Genomic DNA, 21,177 nt, shown 5'->3' with positions numbered 1-21,177 from the left:
TTGAAAATTTGCTATTAGGTATTTTTGTGAGCATCAGGATAAAAAAAGGCCCAGAAGCCAATTTGGCTTCCAGGCTTTTACTCGATTATTGCTGAGACTGCATAGCTTCCCATTCTTCCTTGCTTGGGCCATAGATGCCTGGCACCTTCAAACCATTCTGTCTCATAAGGGTTGATAATTGGCCGCGATGGTGCGCCTGATGCTGAATCAAAAGACGCAAAATATCGGCCGTTTTCATATTCATGCCGAAAAAGTCCTTCTCTTCGCTAAGCTGCTCATCTGAAACTTGTTCAGGCAGTGCTCCCATCAAATTGCTGCTGATCGTTTTGTATGTGTCCAAAATTTCCTGCGCAGAGTCCGGCTGGCCCTTCTGCTCCATATCAGGATGTTCCACTTTAATGCCTGCAACTTCAGGAAAATAGTACACAGACCCTGCCAGGTGCCATGCAAGGCTTCCAATGCTGTAAAGGCCAGGTGAAACTTCCTTGTTCAAGGACTCATCAGTTACTGCTTCCAAAACCTTTTGTGTGATGCCTGCTTCCATTTTCCATTCTTCTAAGAATTCATTTACTGTTGAAAACATGGAATTCCCTCCTTGGTTTGCTTTTGGTTCACTTTATTTTAGCATGTCCATCGGGTGCTGTAAGGTGGGAAGTGTATGAGTCCCTGGCCCCATTTTTCTTTGCGGTCTGTCCCCTGCTGTACAATCTTCCTGTCCTGAAAGGGACAATCACTGCTGACCTTGTCCCAAGGGGGATTAAGACCGATCAAACAAAAAAAGAGCGCCCCCCTCAAAAGGGAACACTCTCACTCACATCACTGGGAAGAATATTGCTTCTTCCGGCGCTGCTGTGAAGAAGAACGGTTTTTATCATAAGGACGGCTGTGGCCTCCGGTCTTTTTGCCAGAACGCTGGTTGTAGTTTCCGCCATCGCGTTTGCCGCGGTAGCCGCCTCCGCCTTTTTTGAATGGAGCTGGAGCTTCTTCTGTCAGACGGACAGGTGCTTGGTTTGGTTCTTTTGTCATCAGCTTGATAGCAGCTGCAATGATGGTTTCGGAATCGAATTCTTCCAGAAGCTGTTCAGCAGCTTTTGTGTAGAATGCAAGATTATCGCTTTCCATAGCACTGCGCAGTTTTTCAAGTGTGACAGTCTGCTGGCTTTCAAGCGCTTCGTCAAGAGTCGGCGGCTTCATCCGGTCCATTTTGCGTTTTGTTGTGCGCTCGATGTTTTTCAGGATGTCCATTTCTCTTGGCGTTACAAATGTCATTGCCATACCGTTTTTGCCTGCACGGCCAGTACGTCCGATACGGTGAACGTAGCTTTCAGGATCTTGAGGCACGTCAAAGTTGTAAACGTGTGTGACACCTGAAATATCAAGTCCGCGGGCTGCAACGTCTGTTGCAACAAGCACTTCAATGCTGCCGTCCTTGAATTTGCGGAGTGCAGACATTCTGCGCGCCTGGCTAAGGTCGCCGTGAATGCCTTCTGCAGCGTAGCCGCGAAGAGTCAGGGCTTCAGACAATTCATCTACACGGCGCTTTGTGCGGCCAAAGATAATCGCAAGCTCAGGAGACTGACTGTCAAGAAGACGAGTCAGCACGTCAAATTTCTTTTTCTCCTGAATGTCGATGTAGAATTGCTGGATGTTTGGAACGGTTACTTCTTTTGCTTTTACTTTAACAAGCTCTGGATCCTTCATAAAGCGCTCTGCGATGCGGCGGATTGGGTCCGGCATTGTAGCAGAGAAAAGAAGTGTCTGATGTTCTTCTGGAACATTGGACAGAATGGCTTCGATGTCTTCAATGAAGCCCATGTTCAGCATTTCATCTGCTTCGTCCAGTACAACTGTGTGAACGGTGGAAAGCTTAAGTGTTCTGCGGTTGATGTGGTCAAGCAGACGGCCTGGCGTTCCCACAATGATGTGCGGGTTCTTTTTCAGGGCTCTGATTTGACGGTTGATGTCCTGTCCGCCGTAAATAGGAAGAACGCGTGCACGCTTGTAATAGGCAATTTTGTAAAGCTCTTCCGATACCTGGATTGCCAATTCTCTTGTTGGTGCAATAATAATTCCTTGAATGGATTGGCTGTCAGAATCAATTTTCTCCGTTAAAGGAAGACCAAATGCAGCAGTTTTTCCTGTACCTGTCTGTGCCTGTCCAATGATGTCCTTGCCTTGCAGGCCTAGAGGAATGGTTTGCGCCTGGATTGGTGTAGCTTCCTCAAATCCCATTTTCTTGATAGCCTTCATTAAGTTTTCGCTAATACCTAAATCTTGAAACTTTGTAGTCAATGTATCATACTCCTTTATCATATCTGCTTAGTCTTCACAGACTCATATTCAATAAATAATAAACCTTTTCAGGGAAAATTCATAAACAAGCCCGTAAACACTTTACATTTAATCATAGCACTATATCACAGAATGCACAATAAGACTTCTCTCACAGGGAGATTGTTCCATCCATTTACCCTGTTAAAAATGCGTCCACTTCTTCTGTCAGAATGTCAAATTCACAATCAAGGCAGACAAGGTGCTTTGACTGCGGGAGAAAGCAAAGCTTCTTTTCAGAAGATCCGACATGGCTGTAAAGGTAGCGTGCGCTTTTCACCGGCACGATGCCGTCTGATTCTCCCTGGATGATCAGGACAGGAATCCGGATGTCTGAAAGGTGCGGTTTTACGTATTTCACAAGCTTTCGAAATTCGTAAGCAGCACTGATCGGTGTTGATTGAAACTTCTTTTTGTAGCGGGTGAACAGCTCATTTTCCTTAAGCCGGCGGTGGCGGATATCTCCTGCCATTCCGAGAATATCGCGGAAAATCTGCTTCGGGTTGACGTAATAGGCTGCGGCGCTTAAAAGAACCAGCTTGCTTACGGGGTACTTTATGGATAGATAGGAGGCGATCATGCCGCCCATCGAAAATCCGACCAAATAGACTTCATTTTCTTTAGCAAGCAGATTTTTTAATTCTTCTTCTGCGTGTTCAACCCATTGATTAAATTTTATTCCTCTTAAATTCAGTGTTTCCCCATGGCCTGGAAGCGTTGGAACGCGGACATCCCAGCCGGAATTTTTTGCAAGGTATTGTGCAAGAGGCTCCACTTCATAGGGCCCCCCTGTAAATCCATGAATACATAAACAGCCTGTCACGGATCTCCACCATCCTTTATTCAGATGTTATGTATTTACCCGTTTAAACAATTTTCCCTTATCTAGTTTATCCCAAAAAGCGTAATTAAAAATGATTTCTTTATTATTGGCTCTGTTAAATTTGGCTGTTAATTTCCGTTACAGGCGTTCGCTTTCCGCGGGCAGTGCGGGAGCCTCCTCATCGCTGCGCTCTTGCGGGGTCTCCCGTCACTTGCACTCCCGCAGGAGTCTCCCGCCTGGAACGTAGATCAACAGGCGATCAAAAATCGACTTTGTCCTATAACGTAATTCAAGAAGGTTAAAGAGCAGAAGATGTAGCGGCTCTCTGCCTTCAGTTTATACCAGGGCAGCGACAACTTCTTCCAGCTTCATGCCCCTTGAGGCTTTCACAAGAAGCAGGTCGTCTTTTTGCACAAGTGATTTCAGCTCTGAAATCAGGGCTGATTTGTCTGTAAAGCTTTTGACCATTCCTTCGGCAAAATTGGCTTTTGCCCCTGCGGCAATTTCTTCACCTAATTTTCCGAACGTAAACACATAGTCAATTTTATCGGAATGGATTTTCTCCCCTACCCCGCGGTGAAATTCTGCCTCTGATTCACCGAGTTCCAGCATGTCTCCAAGTACAGCAATTTTCCGCTTATATCCTGTCAGGTCTTCCATCAGTTTGATGGCAGCAAGCATGGAGGTAGGGCTTGCATTGTAGGCGTCGTTGATGACAGACCATCCTTGTTCACTTTTGGAAAGTTCAAGGCGCATGGCAGTCATCTGCAGGCCTTCAAGACCTTCTTTGATCTGGTCTTCTGTGAGGCCGAAGTATTGACCTGCGGCGGCTGCGGCCAGAGCATTCCATACGTTGTGCTCGCCGAGTACAGGTATGAACAGGGCGTCCTGGAATGGATGGGCGCTGAAGGTGACGCCTTTGTCTGTCTGCTCAATGTTTGTCGGGTAGTAGCCGTTGGCTGCACTCTTTCCAAAGGTCACAGGCTTGGTGGAAAACCGAAGCGCTTCCGTCCTTTCTTTTAAGAGCGGTTCATCTCCGAAATAGATAAACTGGCCTCCAGGCTTCATGCCTTTTACAATTTCCATTTTGGCATCAGCAATGCCTTCTCTTGAACCAAGCTCAGCCATATGGGATTCCCCGATGTTTGTGATGATGGCAGCATCAGGTTCCGCTATTTTCGAGAGCAGTTCAATTTCGCCAAAAGCGCTCATTCCCATTTCCAGAACTGCAATTTCCGTTGTTTCCGGCATGCTGAGAAGGGTGAGAGGCAAGCCGATATGGTTGTTGAAGTTGCCTTGTGTTTTATACACGCGGAATCCTGTAGACAGGACAGCTGCTGTCAGATCCTTTGCTGTGGTTTTTCCGTTGCTGCCTGTGATGCCGATCGCTTTTACCCTTAGCTGCTCCTTGTAGCTTTTGGCCAGCTGCTGGAGTGCGTGAAGGGTATCCTTTACAAGAATGACCGGTGCATTTTCCGGAGGATTTTCTTCACTTTCGCCCCACAATACCGCTGCAGCACCTTCATCAAGCGCTTTTTGGGCATAAAGGTGTCCGTTGAAGTTTTCTCCTTTTAACGGAATGAAAAGCGAGCCTTTTCCCACTTTTCGGGAATCAGTAGAAACACCTGTGATAACCGTGTCTTCGTACCGGGCTGCTAAACCATGTCCCTTTGCCATTTCCTGCACTTGCATTAATGTTCTCTTGATCATCGGGATCCCACCTTGCTTAATAGAATGATATGTAATCGAAGAAACACTATCCATCTGCTGAATAGTGCCTCTCTTGCTTAAAACGTATGTTTAATCTGCTGTTTGTCTTCGTGGCGTTCCAGTGCAAGCTGCACAAGGCGCTCAATCAGCTTTGGATATTCCAGTCCGCTTTCCTTCCAGAGAAGAGGGAACATGCTGAAAGGCGTAAAGCCAGGCATTGTGTTAACCTCGTTGATCAGCGCCTTACCTTCCTTTGTTAAAAAGAAGTCCGCGCGTACAAGACCTGATCCATCAATCGCTTTGAAGGCTTTGATGGCCATTTCATTTATTTGCTCATATTCACCCGGGGTGATATCAGCAGGGATAATCAGGTCAGTTGTGCTGTCTTCATATTTTGCTTTGTAATCGTAAAATTCTACTTTAGGAGCAATTTCTCCTGTAACAGAACACTCTGGCTCATCATTGCCGATCACGCCGATTTCAATTTCCCGGCCTGCAATCGCTTCTTCAATGATAATTTTACGGTCATATTCAAAAGCAGACGAGAAGGCAGCAGCCAGCTCTTCGCGGTTTTTGCATTTGCTGATGCCGACGCTTGAACCAAGGTTCGCCGGTTTTACGAAACAAGGATAGCCAAGCTCTTTTTCAACTTCCCGGTAGGCTGCTTCCTCATCATTACGCCAGTCATTGCGGATGAACCACACATAATTTGCCTGTGCAAGACCCGCCTGGGCAAACAGCTGCTTCATCACAACTTTATCCATGCCGCCCGCAGATGCGAGCACGCCGTTCCCTACGTATGGAATGTTCAGCAATTCAAGCATTCCCTGCACAGTGCCGTCTTCGCCGTTTGGTCCGTGCAGAAGCGGGAAGATCACGTCAACTGCTTCACTGCTTTCCTGTTTAGCAGGAAACAGCGCACCGTTCAGCTCCATTGGAGAAACAGAAGCTCCTCCGCCGGATAGTTTCAGAACAGAAACATCTGAAACTCTTCCTTCAAGCTGAGCGCCGCGGAGCCATTCTCCTTTTTCTGTTATATATATCGGGTGAATATCGAATTTATCAGTATCCAAAGCATTGATGACGGCCAGTGCTGTCTGCAAGGATACATTATGCTCTGCTGACTTGCCGCCGTAAATCAGGCCAAGTTTGGTTTTCATGTGGTTTCCCCCTAAGAAAAATTCATCTAATCTATTTTATCACTTCTGGCACGCATGGATAGAGGAATGTTATAGAAAAGATTTTAATACCCCACAGCATACCGTATACATACCATTCGGCACCTCTCTCAAATTTAAGTTCTCTGCCTGTACGGCGGGAGCCTATTTCGTTTAGAATAGAAAACAGAATCCAAGGAGGTTGCAAGATGGAAAAAATTACAACAGCTGAACAGTTTCAACAGATTATCCAAAGCGAGCAGGAAGTGCTGGTTAAGTTTTTCGCTGACTGGTGCCCTGATTGCACGCGGATGAACCTTTTTATCGGAGATATTCTTGAAGAATACAAAGCTTATAAGTGGTATGAGCTGAATAAGGACGAGCTTCCTGAGATCGCAGAGCAGCATCAGGTCATGGGCATCCCAAGCATTCTGATATTCAAAAACGGTGAAAAACTCGGCCACCTTCACAGTGCTAATGCCAAAACTCCGGAGCAGGTACAGGAATTTCTTCAAGAAAAACTGGCTGTTTCCTGATTGACAAAAATTGAAAAAACTTTTACACTAATCCTTAATTTCATAGCACTCTTATCGAGAGAGGTGGAGGGACAAGGCCCTGTGAAACCTCGGCAACGGATCGCAATGACACCGTGCCAATTCCTGCAAACTTAGTTGTTTGAGAGATAAGAGGAGAGCATTTACATTCAGCCGTCAACTCTCTTCTTCCTCAAGAAGAGAGTTTTTTTGTGTTCATAGAAGGGAGAAAGCAGCAGTGAACGATTTATTTATACAAGGAAATGAATTATGGCTTGAGCTGAAGGATCTTCCAAAGGACAAGGCGCCGGCAGTCGTTTTTAATGCTCATATTACAGGGCTTGCCATTGCCAGATCGCTTGGCAAAGCAGGCGTTCCTGTTATTGCCTTGGACCGGGACGGGAGAGCAGTCGGCCTCCATTCAAAATATGCATTTGCCAGCGTCCTGTGCCCAAATCCTTTTACAGAAGAAGCGGCGTTTATCGAACTGCTTCTTGAGATTGGCAAAAGGCTTCCGCAAAAAGGTGTACTTTACCCGTGCAATGATGAGTGGGTCCTTGCTGTCTCAAGGCACAGAGAACAGCTTGAAGCCCATTATGAATTTCCATTTGCCGAATGGGAAGCAGTTGAATCCCTTTTGAATAAAGAAAAATTGTATAAAAGAGCAGCTGAACTGAGCATTCCGATTCCTGCTACATGGTACCCGAATGACTGGGACAAAGACGGCTCTATACCTGATGATATACCGTACCCGTGCATCGTGAAGCCCATTGAACAGCGAAGCTTTTATGAAGCTTTTCAAAAGAAAGCCATTACGGCAGAAAGCCGCGAAGAGCTGGCAGATGCGATTGCAGCCGCTGCCCCCCACCCTGTTGTCGTTCAGGAGATTGTCGGGGAAGCACTGTCTGATTTTTATTCCCTATGCACGTATGTGGACACCACAGGTGAAGTAAAAGGCTATTTTACAGGGAGAAAGCTTGAGCAATATCCGCAGAGCTTCGGAACAGGGTGCCTTGTAGAGTCGTCACCGGTTGATGAATTTGTGGCAGATGCAGCGAAAATTTTAAATGCAGCAGGATATTACGGCATTTCAGAAATTGAGTTTATTTATGATAAGCGGGACGGTTCCTACAAGCTGCTGGACGTGAATACAAGAGTATGGAAATGGATCGGGCTTCCTGTTTTTGCAGGTGTCAACCTTCCTCTTTTGGCGTACCGCGATGCACTTGGACTTCCTATCGGACAGGAGCATCCTGTAAAGGACTATGCCAAATGGGTTTACTATCAGGATTACATGAGTTTAAAACAGGAAAGGCCGAATCACGTTCATGGGCATTTGACTGATGAGGAGCTCACTCACTTCGTATCTGGGAAAATGCCTTCCGGTAACCTGATTGATGCCGTTTATGATGAAGATGACCCCACGCCTTCTGTCAGACTGCTGAAAAATCAATACCAAAGCGGCTATGTATGCCCGTGCTAGAGAGGAGCAGATCAAATGAAATATGGTTTTTGGCTTCCATTGTTCGGGGGCTGGCTTCGCAATGCAGAGAATGAAAAGATGCCAGCCACATTTGACTACGCGAAAAAAGTGATGCAATCTGCGGAAGAATGGGGTTACAGCACAACGCTGATTGCGGAGCTGTTCCTGAATGATATTAAAGGGCCTGAGCATGACTCCCTTGAAGCTTGGTCAACAGCCGCAGCCCTTGCTGCAGTCACGGAGAAAATGGAAATTATGACCGCGATCCGGCCAGGATTTCATAACCCGGCCATTGCAGCGAAAACAATCGCCAATATAGACCAAATCAGCAGGGGCCGCCTGACGCTGAACGTCGTTTCTGCCTGGTGGGAGGAAGAAGCAAGACAGTATGGCGGCATCTTTACAGAGCATGATGAGCGGTATGACAGAACTGAGGAATTTATTCAAGTATTAAAGACGCTCTGGAAAGAAGAAGAGGCAAGCTTTAAAGGAAAGTATTACGAGCTTGAAAACACTTCCCTTCATCCAAAGCCTGTGCAAAGACCGAATCCTGTCCTGTATGCAGGCGGTGAAAGCCCGCGCGGCAAAGAAACAATTGCCAAATATTGCGATGCTTACGTGATGCACGGGGGCACGCTTCGCGAAATCTCCGAAAAAATTGCCGGTATGAAACATCTCCGCAGCACAATCAATAAGGAGCCATTTCAGTCATTCGGCATGGCAGCGTATGTGATCTGCCGGGACACAGAAGAAGAAGCAGCCCTTGAGCTCGCCAGAATTACAGACGTGAAGGAATCCTCTGCCTATGCGGGCTTTAAGGATTTCACCACAAAGTCTCAGCTTGAACAGCAGCTGCAGCTTCAGGATTACTCTGTTTCCAATAGAGGCCTGCGTCCGGGGTTGGTCGGGACGCCTGTGCAGATTGCTGATAAAATCCTTGCTTATGAAAAGGCAGGGCTTGATCTTCTGCTGCTTCAATTTTCTCCTCAGCTGGAAGAGATGGAGCGGTTTTCAGAGCAGGTCATGCCGATCGTAGAGGAAAGAAGAAAACAACTTGGGGGTAGTCATAGATGAGCAGCAATAACGAAGCCATTGCCACCTTTGCAGGAGGCTGCTTTTGGTGCATGGTCAAACCATTTGATGAATTGCCTGGTATTCACGGGATTGTATCCGGTTATACAGGCGGACAGAAAGAAAACCCGACATATGAAGACGTCAAAGCAGGCGGAACAGGACACGCAGAAGCGGTGCAAATCCGCTTTGATCCGGAGATTTTCCCGTACGGGAAGCTATTGGAGCTGTACTGGCAGCAAATCGATCCAACAGATGCCGGCGGACAGTTCATTGACCGCGGCGACTCCTACCGGACAGCCATCTTCTATCATACAGAAGAGCAAAAAGCGCAGGCGGAAGCCTCCAAGGCGGAGCTTGCAGCAAGCGGCAGGTTCAGAAAGCCGATTGTAACACCTATTCAAAAGGCAGAACCCTTTTATGAAGCAGAAGAATACCATCAGAATTTCTATAAGAAAAACCCGGCAAAGTACAAGGCAGAACGAGTGGAGTCAGGCCGGGAGGATTTTTTAAAGGAAAACTGGTAAGAGAATGTGAGCCGGCTGTTAAATAGCCGGCTCTTTTTTTTTCACTTTCATCGCGCACATCCCTTCTCAATCCCCAGTTTGGCCCAATGGTTTAAAGGGAATTTTTCATACATGTATTCCTTTCAATTGGAAAAGTTACCAAAGAGAGATTTTTAAAGGAGGAACGTTTGTGACAGATCATACGCATTTGCCTCACCGCCCAGAACCCTATTGGAGAGAAAGCGGCAAGCTGCCGTCCTTTCCTGCCCTTTCAGCTGACATTGAAGTGGATGCAGCTGTTGTCGGCGGGGGAATTACCGGGATTACCGCTGCCTATCTGCTGGCGAAAGAAGGGCTCTCCGTTGCCCTGCTGGAAGCAGATCTTCTTGTAAATGGCACAACAGGCCATACCACAGCTAAAATTACCGCCCAGCATGACGTAATTTACGATGAACTGATCCATCATTTTGGAGAAGAAAAAGCCCGCGCCTATTACGATGCCAATGATGAAGCACTGCAGCTTATGAAAAATCTGATTTCGGAGCATTCCATAGACTGCGATTTTTCCGAACAGGATGCTTACATTTATGTGACGGAGGAAAAAAACGCCGAAAAAATTGAAAAGGAAGCCAGAGCTTATGAAACACTCGGCATTCCAGGCGGCTATGTGGATCAGCTTCCAATCGGCCTGAAAATCCACAGCGGCGTTGTGATGAAAAACCAGGCGCAGTTCAACCCTGTTAAATACTTGATCCCTCTTGTGAAAGAGCTTCAGGCGATGGGCGTTCAAATTTATGAGCATACACGTGTGAACGATGCGGAGAAAGGTTCACCTGCCAAGGTGAAAACACTCGACGGCCATACTGTCACGTGCAGGCATGCTGTTTCGTGCTCTCACTTTCCTTTTATGGACGGCAAAGGCATGTATTTTGCGCGGCTGCATCCAGAGCGTTCCTATGTGGTGGCAGGCAAAATTTCAAAGCCGTATGCAGGCGGCATGTACTTAAGTGCTGACAGTCCATCCCGCTCGATCCGCTATACCCCGATGAACGGCGAAGAACTGATCTTAATCGGCGGCGAAGGCCATAAAACAGGGCAAAGCAAGGATACGATGAAGCATTATGAGGCGCTCAGAACCTTTGGACAGACTGATCTGGACCTAAAGGAAACTCTTTACCGGTGGTCGGCGCAGGATCTTTTTTCCGTTGATACGCTTCCTTATATCGGACATTTAACAGAGGACTACCCTAATGTATTTGTTGCAACCGGCTTCAGAAAATGGGGGATGGCCTTCGGTACAGCTGCTGCCGTGATGGCAAGAGATTATGTAATCGGCAAAGAAAATAAATATGCAGACTTGTTTACCCCTTCCCGCTTTAAAGCAGATCCCGGCTTGAAAACACTTGTAGCGGAAAATACGAATGTGGCAGGACATTTGATCGGCGGAAAGCTCAGCCCTGCTGATAAAAAAATGGAAGAGCTTCATCCTGATGAAGGAGCGCTTGTTCATTACAACGGCCAAAAAGCAGCCGTTTACAAGGATGAAAATGGACAGATCACAGCTGTTGATGCCACCTGCACCCACATGGGCTGCGAGGTTGCGTGGAACAGCGGTGACAGAACCTGGGACTGCCCTTGCCACGGATCACGCTTTTCTGTTGACGGGGAAGTTGTGGAAGGGCCTGCTGATACACCTCTTAAAAAATTAAACTGAAGGAGCTGGGAAGAAAATGACGCAGTTTAATGTGGCAGATGGCGTTCATTATCTTAGAACCATTATGGCCAATGTGATTTTTGTCTCCTCAGGAAATGAAAAAGACTGGGTGCTAGTAGATGCAGGTGTCGGGGACTGCTCCTCTTCCATTATCAAAACTGCCAATGAACTTTTCGGAACCAGCCCTAAAGCCATTATCATGACACATGGCCATTTCGATCATGTCGGTGCCTTGCGCAAGCTCGCCGAAACGTGGGACGTTCCTGTTTATGCCCATGAAACCGAAATGCCTTATCTGACGGGCAAAGAAAATTACAGCAGCCCCGATCCTGCAGTTGGAAAAGGAATGATGTCTCTTTTATCCCCTCTTTATCCGAAAAAAGGAATTGATCTTGGAAACAGAGTCCAGCCGCTTCCGAAAGACTTTTCCGTTCCGTTCCTCCCTGATTGGGAATGGGTGTATACACCAGGGCATACAGCTGGACATGTTTCTTTTTTCAGAAAAACGGATAAAGTCCTTATAGCGGGAGACGCTTTTACAACTGTGAAGCAGGAATCCTTTCTGGCCGTTGCAACTCAGAAGAAGGAGCTGCACGGACCGCCGGCCTATTTTACGACAGATTGGGCGCATGCAGAGGATTCAGTGGAAAAGCTTGCTGCTTTAGATCCTGAAACAGCCATTACAGGTCACGGAAGGCCGTTTTACGGCGAACAGCTGCACCAGGAACTTCAGCATATGAAAAATCACTTCCGGAGTGAAGTGATCCCGAAGCATGGAAAGTACGTGAACGTTTAAAAACGGAAACACAGCTGGCGCAGCTGATTTCATAAAACATTCCAAGGAGGCAAATTTATTATGAACCCAATGTATACCGGAACTGCTACTGCAACAGGCGGCCGTGAAGGCCAAGTAAAATCTTCTGATGGCTTTTTAGAATTTTCCCTTGTGAAACCGAAAGGAATGGGCGGCAAAGGCGAGGAAGGCACAAACCCTGAGCAGCTGTTTGCTGCTGGATATTCTGCCTGCTTCGGAAGTGCACTGGAGCTTGTCATTCAGCAGAAAAAAGCGGACGTTCAGGAAAGCTCTGTAACAGCCAACGTCTCAATCGGCAAAGATGAAGAAGATGGCGGCTTCAAGCTTGCTGTTGAACTTGATGTAAATTTAAGAGGTGTGGATCAGGAGACCGCTCAAGAGCTGGCAGAGGCCGCTCACCAAGTATGTCCATACAGCAAAGCTACACGCGGCAACATTGATGTGACCATTAAAGCAAAAGGCGAATAAACTGGTCCAACAAAACAGAACATAGAAAAAAAGGCGGAAGCGATAAGCATTCCGTCTTTTGTTTGGAGGGATTCTTTTTGAGAAAGATGGAAAATGCGATGTATATCCTGGTTCTCCTTCTTACGGCAGCGATTGCTTATATAAACATTTCTTTAAAAGGCTTTAATACAACAGCTATTCTTGCCGTCATTGCCTTTTTTGCCGTTTTGATCATGTTTATTCTAATAAAAATTTACCGCAAAAAGAAAAAGAATTGAAAATTCTGAAATTAATCTCCGATCCTTTCCATCGTCAGGAAGTACCAGCCGCCTTCCTTCACGACAGGCCTGAAGTCTGTAATAGTCATACCGGCACTGTCAGCAATAATCTTTAATTCCTCCTCATCCGGTACAGGATAAAGATTTTCGAAGGCGGCAAAAAAGCTGTTAAACACACTTGAAAATTGCTTTCCATGCCGGGAATGCTGAATCGGTGTTATGACGGAAATCATTCCTCCCTCTGTCAGCCAGAGAGCCATTTGCCGGAATAAAGCGATTCTTGTTTCAGGGGAAAGATAGTGGAGCAGGTTGTTGATCATCACGCAATCCGCTTTTTCCTGCGGCTGATAGCTCAGAGCGTCTGCACATTCTACCTTAATATTGCTGCAGCTTGTGCAGCGGCTGCCGGCTTCTTTTGCCACCTGATCGTTCAGTTCAATGCCTGTCATTTGCAGATCTGGAAAAACTTCAGACAGTCTCTTCAAATAGCCTCCGTGTCCGCAGCCGGCGTCAATAATTTTCTTCATGCTGTTTTTCTTAATCAGCCCCGCAATTTTAGGGTAGGCCACTTGTTCAAGAAGCGCAGAGGTTTCGGCTACAACAGGACCATGCTGTTGATGATCAAACGTTTGTTTAACCTTGGATTTTGTCTGCATAAGCTTTGGATAGCTGAGCAATGTCGGGATATGAAGCTCCATCATTTCCTTCAGCAGAACACCTGTGGACCTTGGATCCTTTTTGCTGGAAGGGAGCATAAAGCTTCTGGCCGTTTTAAACTGCTCTTTCGAAGTTCTTTTTAAATAATGAATCGCAAGTCCGACATCAACCCAGCGTTCAAGCAGATCCTCCTTCAGCGAAAGCTCCTTTGCTGCTTCCTCCACCGTTTTCGGCTTCCGGAATGCTTCATACAAATCAAGCTCATAGCCGACATAGGCATGCCAGCTGTACAAGAAAGGCATGTTCCGCTTCATCCATCCCCTTGCCTTCAGCACCCTTACATACTCGCTGATGATCATTGCAGGCTCCCTCCTTCCTCCCAAGGATAGTCCGTTTTTTCATTGAATATATGGCCTTCATACTGAAGGCTTCCATAATGCCTTGCAGGCAAAATTCCCATTTGAACGAACCTGTCCAAAAGTGATTCCCTCCAGAAGCCGAGACCTGAAACATTCAGCATCTGCTTCGTATGGAGCTTTTCATCAGATGTCATTTGATGGATCGCGCGCTTTCTTACGTTCGGAAAGTAGCGGAACGGCTTTGAATAGGCTAAAGCGGAGAGGTGGCTCAGCTGAAGAACCTTGCTGACTCTCGGCTTTCTCACCTTCTCATACCATTTCAAGCACGATAAATTGCCGTGCTCGCTGTTCATCCAGCAGAGCAGTTCACCGAGAACATCCCCATCCTGTATCGCCAGATTCATCCCTTCGCCTGCCATAGGATGGACGCTGTGCGCGGCATCTCCCATAATCACCACATTGTCCTTCACATATTGCCCAGCATTAAAATGCACCGGAATCATCAGCTGAATTTCGCGCCAGCTTTTTATATGCGTTACATATTCACTCAGCTCAGGGCAAAGCTCTGAATAGGCTTTATAAAAATGCTCTATCCCTTTTTCCTTCATGTCTTTGTAGCTTCCGCTCGGAATCAGGTACACAGTTCTGACCATATTCCCCGGCAATGGAAAAAGCCCAAGAAAGGTATGCGGAGTGGCAATCATTTTTCCCTCAGTCAGATCGGGAGGCCTTGGAAAAGAAACCGTTAAAAAATGATGATCATATTTATGTTCCTTCAGCTTAATATCCATCGCTTCCCTGGTTTTTGATTTTCTGCCTTCTGCTCCGACAAACACCTCTGCTTCCACTTCCACCTCTTCCTTCTCCATCGCCACAATCGCTTTTTTTCCTTTAAATCCTTTAAATCTTCCAGGCTGTATATACGTAAATGAGCTGTATTTCTTTGCTTCATCCAAGAGAATGCTTTTTAACTTTTCATGCGGCACCATAATGGCATAATCGTAAGGGCTGTTGAGAATGTTGTAATTCATCGAAGAGCAGCCGATGGTTGTAAACTGGTTTTGTTTTTCCCGTTTTTCAACCACTTCGATTTCATTGATTCGATGGCCGGATGCTTCCACATGCTTTCTGAGCCCCAGCTCCTGCAGAATCTGAATGCTTTTCGGCTGCAGCAGCTCCCCCTTATACATGGACGCACTGCCTTTCAGCATTTCAATCACACACACCTCAACACCGCACCTCGCAAGCTTTAAAGCCACGGTCAGCCCTCCGACGCCGCCTCCTATCACGAGAACCTGGGTCTTCATGCTTTCACCGCCTTATCCTTACTTTTGATCAAGCGGAATATTGCTGCATTCCACCCTCTCAAATCCGAACCGGTCAAGAAAGTCATTATATGCCTCCATCTTCCCAAGGAGCTTTCCCTTATCTAGATCAGAAAGTGATTGATCATCAAGCTGTTTGCAGTTCTTTTCCGCCATAGAGGTAATATAGGATGCAATCGCAGACTCGTTAAACGTGTTCATGGCTTTCCCCTCCAATTCCTATTTATGGAACTTTTCCCATCGCCTGCTGAATACAAACCTTTTCATTAGGTGCCAATGCTCCAGAAAAGCGCAAGCCGCTCGTTCAGCCCCGACAAGCATAAGACGCTCAGCCGGGGAAAGGTGGTCTTACCTTTCCCTGGATGAGCGGCTTATGACCTCGAGGGGCTAGCGGCTGGAGCTGGACAATTTAGAAAAGCGGAGGCCGCTCGTTTAGCCCTGGGGAAAACACAACTAAAAAACAGCCCTGCTCAGGCTGTTTACTTAGGTTTATCGGCTGTAACGCAAACTGTCAGTTCGGGGTGGACTTTCTTATATTTCACCGTAATATTTTGAAATCCGCATGTTCTCATGTCCCCTTCAATTAATCTGCCGAATTCTCTTGTCCTTTCAGGGCTTGCTCCTTCTTCCCGCGGCTGCATTGTAATGGCCATTCGGCCGCCGGGCTTCAGCGCTTCGCAAAGACGCTTGAGACCATTTTGGGGATTTTTCCAAATCGTATAGTTGTTTACTGATAAAATCTTATGATAATGGCTGTGTTCAAGCTCTGCTCTTTCCACATCACAAACCATGAATTTCACTGTACCCTCTTCCACGTACTTTTGCAGACGCTTCTCTGCCTGCTCCTTCATGGTCTCTGATGCATCTAAACCATCCAGCTTCACTGCGGGATAATTTTTCAAAATGTGCTCCATTCCATACCCAGGCCCAAAACCGACCTCCAGCACACAATCGCCAGGCTTTATCTTCAGCCTGCTGATCGTCCATTTATTAATCGTTCTGTTCTCAAGCGCCATGATATGTCCGGCAACACTGCCGAAAAACCCCTTCGGCTTTGAGAAGCTCCGTTTTAAAATACCCAGCATAATTGCGCACCCCGCATGAAGTTGATTTTGTCAGTCCTTAGATTCGTCCATTCGGCATAAGTGAAAAGTAAGAAAAGAAGCCTATTTACTTAGTATCACAAAAAAGAGTTTTTTAAACATAAGAAAAGCGCATGCCTGACGGCTGCGCTTTTTTATTTAATAGGGGCGGAAATAGCCTCTGCGAAATCCTGGACCTGCAATTGGTCTGCGCAGTCCTCTCCTTCTTAAACGAAAACCAGGGCCGATACCCGGTCTGCCGATTCCGAAAAATCCGAATGCCATGCTGCACCTCCGTTCTCACCAGATTTGCCATGCCTTTTATCTTATGCAGGCAAGCAGCAGCGTGAACAGGCAGGGGCCCGGACAGCCGATTAATTGCCAGACAAAATAAGAGGAAAATATTTACACTTCGCAAACTCTGGTTTAAAATTCTTAATAGTGAACGTTTATGTTCTATATAAAGTAAATAGGAGGTGAAAAAATGAAAAAGGGAGCCATTATTCTTTCTATGGCACTTGCAATAGGCATCATTCTTTCTGCTTCTCCGGCACATGCCCAAGCAGCCTCTGTTACCAGCTACCAGGCGAAAAGCGGTCCTGTTTTGACATTCTCCTTTTTAGATGAGCTGTTCAAGTGGCTAAAAATTGATGTAAAAACAAAAACCCCTCCGCCTAAAAACGAAAAAGACTTAAAAAACTGGTGGAACTTCTTTGACTGGACTTCCTGGTGGTCTGCCTGGTGCAAAAGCCACCACTGGAAGGATTGCGATGACTCCTATGAAATTTGGAAAAAATATTACTGCGGATAGGTATGAATTTGCTGGGATCAGGCAATGATGGTAACGTATTCCCCTATCGCATTGCATCTGCACAATTGTGCAGGTGCTTTTTTTGTTCATAGACTCGCCTACATACAGGCTGCTCTTTGTAACCGGCCTTTCGTGAAAATAAAGGGCCGCTTGGTGAATCTAGCAGAGTTCAAAATTATGAATTATCCTCTTGTTTTGCGCCTTTTCAACAAAGTTTTATAAGATTTCGTTCATTTTTTAAGCGTTTTACTCTTACAACGCATTTTTGAGCAAAAAATCAGGCTTCTGAGGCGAAATACGTGCGGGTTTGAGACTTTTATATGCGGCTTTTGAGATTTTATTTGCAGGTTTTGGAATTTTATTTGCGGGTTTCAGATTTTTATCTGCAGGTTCCCTTTCAAACGTGCAGGTTACAAGGTTTACATGTGGAATTCTCTTATAGCATGCGGAATCTGAGCTTTATATGCGGGACCAAACCTCACGAAATAATAAAAGCAGCCGCCTCAAGGCAGCTGCTCACTTTTTCCTATTAGAAGCCCTTTGTTGAGCCAAGTTCATTCAGCGGCCAAATGCGGGCTTGGACTTTTCCTACTACTGAGTCTTTTTTGATAAAGCCGATTGCACGGCTGTCGTGGCTGTTCGGGCGGTTGTCACCCATTACGAAAAGGTAGCCTTCTGGCACCACTTTCTTGTTTGTCAGCTCATCAAGTGTGAAGTCTTCTGTCAAGAGCTCTCCGGGCTGAAGCTGTTTGCGGCTGTCATCCAAATAAGGCTCCTGTACTGCTTTCCCGTTGATATAAAGCTTGTCATTTTTCATTTCGATAGAGTCCCCGGGCAAACCGATGATTCTTTTAACATAATCTTTCGGAGCATCTGGCGCGTGGAAGACAATTTCGTCAAACCTGTGCAGATCACCGATTTTGCTGACGATTACACGGTTGCCATCCTGAAGCGTCGGCATCATGGAAACACCTTCCACAACTGTCGGTACAAATAAAAATTGCCTGATTATAAACACAATAACCAGTGCAAGCAAAATGGATTTAATCCATGAACCTGCTTCGCTTTTTTTCTTCGCCATTCCATTATCCCACCTATTGAATTTTGTTCTATTCTACATTATACCAGTATTTTCTACCTGCAGTCAGTGATTATTTCTCACTGAAATCTATCTTTACAGAACTTTGCCCAATAAACAAGAATCTCTGCAAGTAAAACACATATTTTAACAATTGAAATATAACTGGGATTTTAATCCAAACAAGGGACAGTCACCTATTTTCCTTCTCTTTATATGCTGATTATAGAGGAGGGATGCCCTGATGTCTCAATTATATGATCAGCAGCTGCTCAAAGAAGCTGCTGGCTGGAAACAGGATGCCTACAGGCTGTTTGCTGAAAAATTGTCCAGCACTGCAGATCCGTTCCCCTGCATTCCTGCGGTAAAAGGGTTCAAATCCGGCCAGCTCCGGTATGCATTCGGCGGTGATCCACGGCGAGAGGAAGGCAGCCAGTCCCTTGCAAAGGCACTAAAAGCTTTTGGAGAAAAAGCGAAGGATTTCGGCAGCTATACGTCCCTCATTTTCTTTTTTCAAACCCCGGCAGAGGTGCAGGGTTCATATTCCGTAAAAGAATATGAAGAGCTTTTCTGGTTCATTCTTTCAGAGACAGGAAAGTATGATGAAATGGAGTGGCCTGGACATATTCCAGAGAACCCTATGGACAGCGCATGGGAATATTGCTTTTGCGGGGAACAGTATTTTGTTTATTGCGGAACGCCGGCCCACACCAGCAGAAAAAGCAGAAGCTTCCCTTATTTGATGCTCGCCATTACCCCAAGATGGGTGCTGGATGTCTTTAACGCCAAGCCGGCTTTTGCCAGCCGGGTAAAGGAGAACATTCGGAACAGGCTCGAAAACTATGATGCTGTCCCTGCTCACCCAGATTTGAACCAATACGGAAATGATGATAATTTTGAATGGAAGCAGTATTTTTTAAACGACGACCAATCTGCTTCAGCTGCTTGTCCTTTTCACCGCCTTCATCGATTAAAAAAATAGACGTTCTCTTAAAAGGAGTTTCATATGCAGCATCTTATTCTAGCGGGAGGCGGACATGCTCATTTATTCGGGCTCTCTCTGAAGCAGCTGCCTTCCCTTCCAAAATTGCAGATCACGCTTATTTCCCCTTCCCGGCATCAATACTATTCCGGGATGTATTCAGGCTTTGCAGAAGGCATTTACTCTGATGAAGAGATCCGTGTGGATCTGAAAAAAACAGCGGAGCGGGCGGGAATAACCTTTCTTCAAACAGAGGTGTTTTCTGCAGATTCTGTGAAAAAGCAGGTTTTCTGCCGTGACGGGTCTGTGCTCTCCTATGATTTGCTTTCTTTTGATATTGGGTCAAGCGAGCAGGAAAAAGAAGCTTTGCCGATTAAGCCTAATTTTCATTTCACTGATTCAATCATGGATTTTAGAGAAAGCGAGGCGCCTGTTATTGCTGGAAGCGGCGCAGCAGGCCTAGAGCTCGCTCTTTCCGTACAGGCGTGGCGGAAAAAAAACAGCAGAAAAACGCCTGTCGTCCTTGTAGGCCCCGAACCATACATATCGGAAAAATTCAACGGCAAATTGAAAAGCATTTCCCGCAGGAAAGGTATCAGGCTTCTTTCCGAAAAAGCAGAACAAATTCAGCCGCATTCTCTCATTACTTCCTCAGGGAAGGAGATTCCCTTTTCCAGCCTGCTCTTCCTTGGCGGTCCCAGCGCGCATCCGGTATTGGCGAAATCCTTTCTAATGACTGACAGAAACGGGTTTCTGCTGGTGGATTCTTTTCTGGAATCTGTTCAACGGCAAGGGGTTTTTGGCGCAGGAGACTGTGTGACCCTCACGGAGTATCCCTCTCTTCCTAAAAACGGCCTGTATGCGATCAGGCAAGGCGAAATTCTCTGGGAAAACTTCAGAAGATATGCAGATGGACGAACACTGAAGCCCTTCTCACCTCAAAAAAGATATCTGTCGATTCTGTCCATAGGCGACAGAGAAGGTTTTCTTATGCGCGGATCGATTGGGCTCAAAGGATCATTTGCCTGGAAGCTGAAACGGAAGATTGATCAGGATTATATGGGTTCTTTTTAAAGGCTGCCTCATTATTGACGGCAGTTTTTTATTTTGCCTCCGTTAAAGAAGAATAATGATTTTCACGCTCCTGTTGATCTACGTTCCAGGCGGGAGACTCCTGCGGGAGCAGCGGGACAGGTGAGATCTTAGCAGGCGCTAAGGCGCCGAGGAAGCTCACCGCCCGCCCCGCGGAAAGCGGACGCCTGAAACGGAAATCAACAGCCAAATTTAACGAAGCCTGTTTTTAAAAGTTTTTTAAAAATCCTCCTATACAGTAGGGTTATCCTAAGAAATTGGAGGAACCGTTCATGGCAAAGATGGGAAACAAAATGATTGCATTGTGCTCAGCAGCAGTAGGAGCAATTTATATAAGCGGATATACGCTAACCCAGCCGCTTCAGGCTGAGGGCAAACAGCCGGAGCAGAAGGAGGCTTCAGGGCAGCCTGCTGCAGAAACTCAGGCACCTGCACCTGTTGTGGAAAACCCTTCATTCGATCGCGGCCATCATCATCACGGCAATGATGATTTTGATAATGACGGAGATGAGAACAGGGATTGGCAGCAGGACTCAGATGAATCCAATGATGACTCAGGCTCTGACAGCTACACCTTTCACGGCGGCACAGCTGATAACAGCTCTGGACAGGATTCAAGCTCCTCAAGCAGCTCCAATCAGAGTAGTACCCAGGCAAGCTACAAAGACGGAACCTACTCAGGTCAGGGTTCCAATCATATTGGCAGCGTTGAAGTGTCCGTGAAGATTAAAGGCGGAAAAATCAGCAAGGTAGACATTACAAATTGTGATACTCATTACTCAGACTCATACATTCAGAGCTTTCCGGAGGAAGTTGTTCAAAACCAAAGCTCGCATGTCAGTGCTGTCAGCGGTGCCACTCTGAGCGCTGAAGCCTTTGAAGCAGCAGTTGACGAAGCTCTGGCACAGGCAGAGCAGGCGTAAA

At 46.4% G+C, this 21,177-nt stretch carries 22 protein-coding genes and 1 riboswitch; of the genes, 12 read left to right on the top strand and 10 right to left on the bottom strand.

What is annotated here, in order from left to right; all coding sequences use genetic code 11:
- Nucleotides 1–85: 85 nt before the first annotated feature.
- From LRR81_RS17775 to LRR81_RS17755, 5 genes are all read right to left on the bottom strand, one after another.
- Nucleotides 86–583: a DinB family protein gene (locus LRR81_RS17775; RefSeq protein WP_231790744.1), complete on the bottom strand. Its 498-nt coding sequence runs from the start codon at nucleotides 581–583 to the stop codon at nucleotides 86–88.
- A gap of 233 nt (nucleotides 584–816) precedes the next feature.
- Complete coding sequence (locus tag LRR81_RS17770) at nucleotides 817–2,292, bottom strand: DEAD/DEAH box helicase (protein WP_269448720.1); 1,476 nt, start codon at nucleotides 2,290–2,292, stop codon at nucleotides 817–819.
- A 175-nt stretch (nucleotides 2,293–2,467) separates the two neighbouring features.
- Nucleotides 2,468–3,154: an alpha/beta hydrolase gene (locus LRR81_RS17765; RefSeq protein ID WP_231790742.1), complete on the bottom strand. Its 687-nt coding sequence runs from the start codon at nucleotides 3,152–3,154 to the stop codon at nucleotides 2,468–2,470.
- A gap of 336 nt (nucleotides 3,155–3,490) precedes the next feature.
- Nucleotides 3,491–4,864 carry a UDP-N-acetylmuramoyl-tripeptide--D-alanyl-D-alanine ligase gene (locus tag LRR81_RS17760; protein ID WP_231790741.1) on the bottom strand — a complete coding sequence of 458 codons (1,374 nt, stop codon included), beginning with the start codon at nucleotides 4,862–4,864 and terminating at the stop codon, nucleotides 3,491–3,493.
- 77 nt (nucleotides 4,865–4,941) lie between these two features.
- Complete coding sequence (locus tag LRR81_RS17755; RefSeq protein ID WP_231790740.1) at nucleotides 4,942–6,024, bottom strand: D-alanine--D-alanine ligase; 1,083 nt, start codon at nucleotides 6,022–6,024, stop codon at nucleotides 4,942–4,944.
- 206 nt (nucleotides 6,025–6,230) lie between these two features.
- On the opposite strand from LRR81_RS17755, the gene LRR81_RS17750 reads away from it, so the two are divergent.
- From LRR81_RS17750 to LRR81_RS17715, 8 genes are all read left to right on the top strand, one after another.
- Nucleotides 6,231–6,557 carry a thioredoxin family protein gene (locus tag LRR81_RS17750; protein WP_231790739.1) on the top strand — a complete coding sequence of 109 codons (327 nt, stop codon included), beginning with the start codon at nucleotides 6,231–6,233 and terminating at the stop codon, nucleotides 6,555–6,557.
- 48 nt (nucleotides 6,558–6,605) lie between these two features.
- Nucleotides 6,606–6,710, top strand: a riboswitch (SAM riboswitch).
- An 82-nt stretch (nucleotides 6,711–6,792) separates the two neighbouring features.
- Nucleotides 6,793–8,037, top strand: a complete 1,245-nt coding sequence (locus tag LRR81_RS17745) for a carboxylate--amine ligase (protein ID WP_231790738.1) — start codon at nucleotides 6,793–6,795, stop codon at nucleotides 8,035–8,037.
- A 15-nt stretch (nucleotides 8,038–8,052) separates the two neighbouring features.
- A complete protein-coding gene (locus LRR81_RS17740; protein WP_231790737.1) occupies nucleotides 8,053–9,111 on the top strand; it encodes an LLM class flavin-dependent oxidoreductase in 1,059 nt (352 codons plus the stop codon).
- A complete protein-coding gene (gene msrA / locus LRR81_RS17735; protein ID WP_231790736.1) occupies nucleotides 9,108–9,635 on the top strand; it encodes a peptide-methionine (S)-S-oxide reductase MsrA in 528 nt (175 codons plus the stop codon). The genes LRR81_RS17740 and msrA overlap by 4 nt, the downstream gene beginning before the upstream one ends.
- A gap of 169 nt (nucleotides 9,636–9,804) precedes the next feature.
- Nucleotides 9,805–11,328 carry an FAD-dependent oxidoreductase gene (locus LRR81_RS17730; protein ID WP_231790735.1) on the top strand — a complete coding sequence of 508 codons (1,524 nt, stop codon included), beginning with the start codon at nucleotides 9,805–9,807 and terminating at the stop codon, nucleotides 11,326–11,328.
- A gap of 16 nt (nucleotides 11,329–11,344) precedes the next feature.
- Nucleotides 11,345–12,124, top strand: a complete 780-nt coding sequence (locus tag LRR81_RS17725) for an MBL fold metallo-hydrolase (RefSeq protein ID WP_231790734.1) — start codon at nucleotides 11,345–11,347, stop codon at nucleotides 12,122–12,124.
- Nucleotides 12,125–12,184: 60 nt separating this feature from the next.
- Entirely contained in the window at nucleotides 12,185–12,610 is a 426-nt protein-coding gene (locus tag LRR81_RS17720) for an organic hydroperoxide resistance protein (protein ID WP_231790733.1), read from the top strand.
- Between the two features lie 77 nt (nucleotides 12,611–12,687).
- Nucleotides 12,688–12,867: a hypothetical protein gene (locus LRR81_RS17715; RefSeq protein WP_231790732.1), complete on the top strand. Its 180-nt coding sequence runs from the start codon at nucleotides 12,688–12,690 to the stop codon at nucleotides 12,865–12,867.
- Nucleotides 12,868–12,878: 11 nt separating this feature from the next.
- Here LRR81_RS17715 and LRR81_RS17710 read toward each other — a convergent pair whose 3' ends face one another.
- The 4 genes from LRR81_RS17710 to LRR81_RS17695 all read right to left on the bottom strand — a co-directional run bounded on the left by LRR81_RS17710 (nucleotide 12,879) and on the right by LRR81_RS17695 (nucleotide 16,293).
- On the bottom strand, nucleotides 12,879–13,883 hold the full coding sequence (locus LRR81_RS17710) for a class I SAM-dependent methyltransferase (RefSeq protein WP_231790731.1): 1,005 nt from the start codon (nucleotides 13,881–13,883) through the stop codon (nucleotides 12,879–12,881).
- Entirely contained in the window at nucleotides 13,880–15,190 is a 1,311-nt protein-coding gene (locus LRR81_RS17705) for an FAD-dependent monooxygenase (protein ID WP_231790730.1), read from the bottom strand. Before LRR81_RS17705 ends, LRR81_RS17710 begins: the two co-directional genes overlap by 4 nt.
- A gap of 18 nt (nucleotides 15,191–15,208) precedes the next feature.
- Nucleotides 15,209–15,409: a hypothetical protein gene (locus LRR81_RS17700; RefSeq protein ID WP_231790729.1), complete on the bottom strand. Its 201-nt coding sequence runs from the start codon at nucleotides 15,407–15,409 to the stop codon at nucleotides 15,209–15,211.
- A gap of 278 nt (nucleotides 15,410–15,687) precedes the next feature.
- The gene (locus LRR81_RS17695; protein ID WP_231790728.1) at nucleotides 15,688–16,293 is read right to left on the bottom strand and encodes a class I SAM-dependent methyltransferase; all 606 of its coding nucleotides are present in this window, start codon (nucleotides 16,291–16,293) and stop codon (nucleotides 15,688–15,690) included.
- 481 nt (nucleotides 16,294–16,774) lie between these two features.
- Here LRR81_RS17695 and LRR81_RS17690 point away from each other — a divergent pair, with 481 nt between their 5' ends.
- Nucleotides 16,775–17,101, top strand: coding sequence for a hypothetical protein (locus LRR81_RS17690; RefSeq protein WP_231790727.1), 327 nt, complete (start codon nucleotides 16,775–16,777; stop codon nucleotides 17,099–17,101).
- Nucleotides 17,102–17,630: 529 nt separating this feature from the next.
- On the opposite strand, the gene lepB is transcribed toward LRR81_RS17690, so the two are convergent.
- Nucleotides 17,631–18,182, bottom strand: a complete 552-nt coding sequence (lepB, locus tag LRR81_RS17685; protein ID WP_231790726.1) for a signal peptidase I — start codon at nucleotides 18,180–18,182, stop codon at nucleotides 17,631–17,633.
- 241 nt (nucleotides 18,183–18,423) lie between these two features.
- Between lepB and LRR81_RS17680 the strand changes: the two genes are divergently transcribed.
- From LRR81_RS17680 to LRR81_RS17670, 3 genes are all read left to right on the top strand, one after another.
- The gene (locus LRR81_RS17680) at nucleotides 18,424–19,161 is read left to right on the top strand and encodes a YqcI/YcgG family protein (RefSeq protein ID WP_231790725.1); all 738 of its coding nucleotides are present in this window, start codon (nucleotides 18,424–18,426) and stop codon (nucleotides 19,159–19,161) included.
- 24 nt (nucleotides 19,162–19,185) lie between these two features.
- Nucleotides 19,186–20,235, top strand: a complete 1,050-nt coding sequence (locus LRR81_RS17675; protein ID WP_231790724.1) for an FAD-dependent oxidoreductase — start codon at nucleotides 19,186–19,188, stop codon at nucleotides 20,233–20,235.
- 290 nt (nucleotides 20,236–20,525) lie between these two features.
- Complete coding sequence (locus LRR81_RS17670; RefSeq protein WP_231790723.1) at nucleotides 20,526–21,176, top strand: FMN-binding protein; 651 nt, start codon at nucleotides 20,526–20,528, stop codon at nucleotides 21,174–21,176.
- The last annotated feature ends 1 nt before the right edge of the window (nucleotide 21,177 follow it).

The sequence above is a fragment of the Metabacillus kandeliae genome (assembly GCF_021166585.1).
Taxonomy (GTDB): Bacteria; Bacillota; Bacilli; order Bacillales; family Bacillaceae; genus Metabacillus_B; species Metabacillus_B kandeliae.
Note: the sequence above shows the minus strand (reverse complement) of the source record. Positions and strands in the feature narration are given on the sequence as shown.

Coding starts and splice junctions, on each gene's coding strand:
- msrA (WP_231790736.1), top strand. CDS start 9,108: ATGAGCAGCAATAACGAAGCCATTGCCACCTTTGCAGGAGGCTGCTTT.
- lepB (WP_231790726.1), bottom strand. CDS start 18,182: ATGGCGAAGAAAAAAAGCGAAGCAGGTTCATGGATTAAATCCATTTTG.
- LRR81_RS17725 (WP_231790734.1), top strand. CDS start 11,345: ATGACGCAGTTTAATGTGGCAGATGGCGTTCATTATCTTAGAACCATT.
- LRR81_RS17695 (WP_231790728.1), bottom strand. CDS start 16,293: ATGCTGGGTATTTTAAAACGGAGCTTCTCAAAGCCGAAGGGGTTTTTC.
- LRR81_RS17750 (WP_231790739.1), top strand. CDS start 6,231: ATGGAAAAAATTACAACAGCTGAACAGTTTCAACAGATTATCCAAAGC.
- LRR81_RS17705 (WP_231790730.1), bottom strand. CDS start 15,190: ATGAAGACCCAGGTTCTCGTGATAGGAGGCGGCGTCGGAGGGCTGACC.
- LRR81_RS17680 (WP_231790725.1), top strand. CDS start 18,424: ATGTCTCAATTATATGATCAGCAGCTGCTCAAAGAAGCTGCTGGCTGG.
- LRR81_RS17740 (WP_231790737.1), top strand. CDS start 8,053: ATGAAATATGGTTTTTGGCTTCCATTGTTCGGGGGCTGGCTTCGCAAT.
- LRR81_RS17710 (WP_231790731.1), bottom strand. CDS start 13,883: ATGATCATCAGCGAGTATGTAAGGGTGCTGAAGGCAAGGGGATGGATG.
- LRR81_RS17690 (WP_231790727.1), top strand. CDS start 16,775: ATGAAAAAGGGAGCCATTATTCTTTCTATGGCACTTGCAATAGGCATC.
- LRR81_RS17775 (WP_231790744.1), bottom strand. CDS start 583: ATGTTTTCAACAGTAAATGAATTCTTAGAAGAATGGAAAATGGAAGCA.
- LRR81_RS17670 (WP_231790723.1), top strand. CDS start 20,526: ATGGCAAAGATGGGAAACAAAATGATTGCATTGTGCTCAGCAGCAGTA.
- LRR81_RS17700 (WP_231790729.1), bottom strand. CDS start 15,409: ATGAACACGTTTAACGAGTCTGCGATTGCATCCTATATTACCTCTATG.
- LRR81_RS17755 (WP_231790740.1), bottom strand. CDS start 6,024: ATGAAAACCAAACTTGGCCTGATTTACGGCGGCAAGTCAGCAGAGCAT.
- LRR81_RS17720 (WP_231790733.1), top strand. CDS start 12,185: ATGAACCCAATGTATACCGGAACTGCTACTGCAACAGGCGGCCGTGAA.
- LRR81_RS17675 (WP_231790724.1), top strand. CDS start 19,186: ATGCAGCATCTTATTCTAGCGGGAGGCGGACATGCTCATTTATTCGGG.
- LRR81_RS17760 (WP_231790741.1), bottom strand. CDS start 4,864: ATGATCAAGAGAACATTAATGCAAGTGCAGGAAATGGCAAAGGGACAT.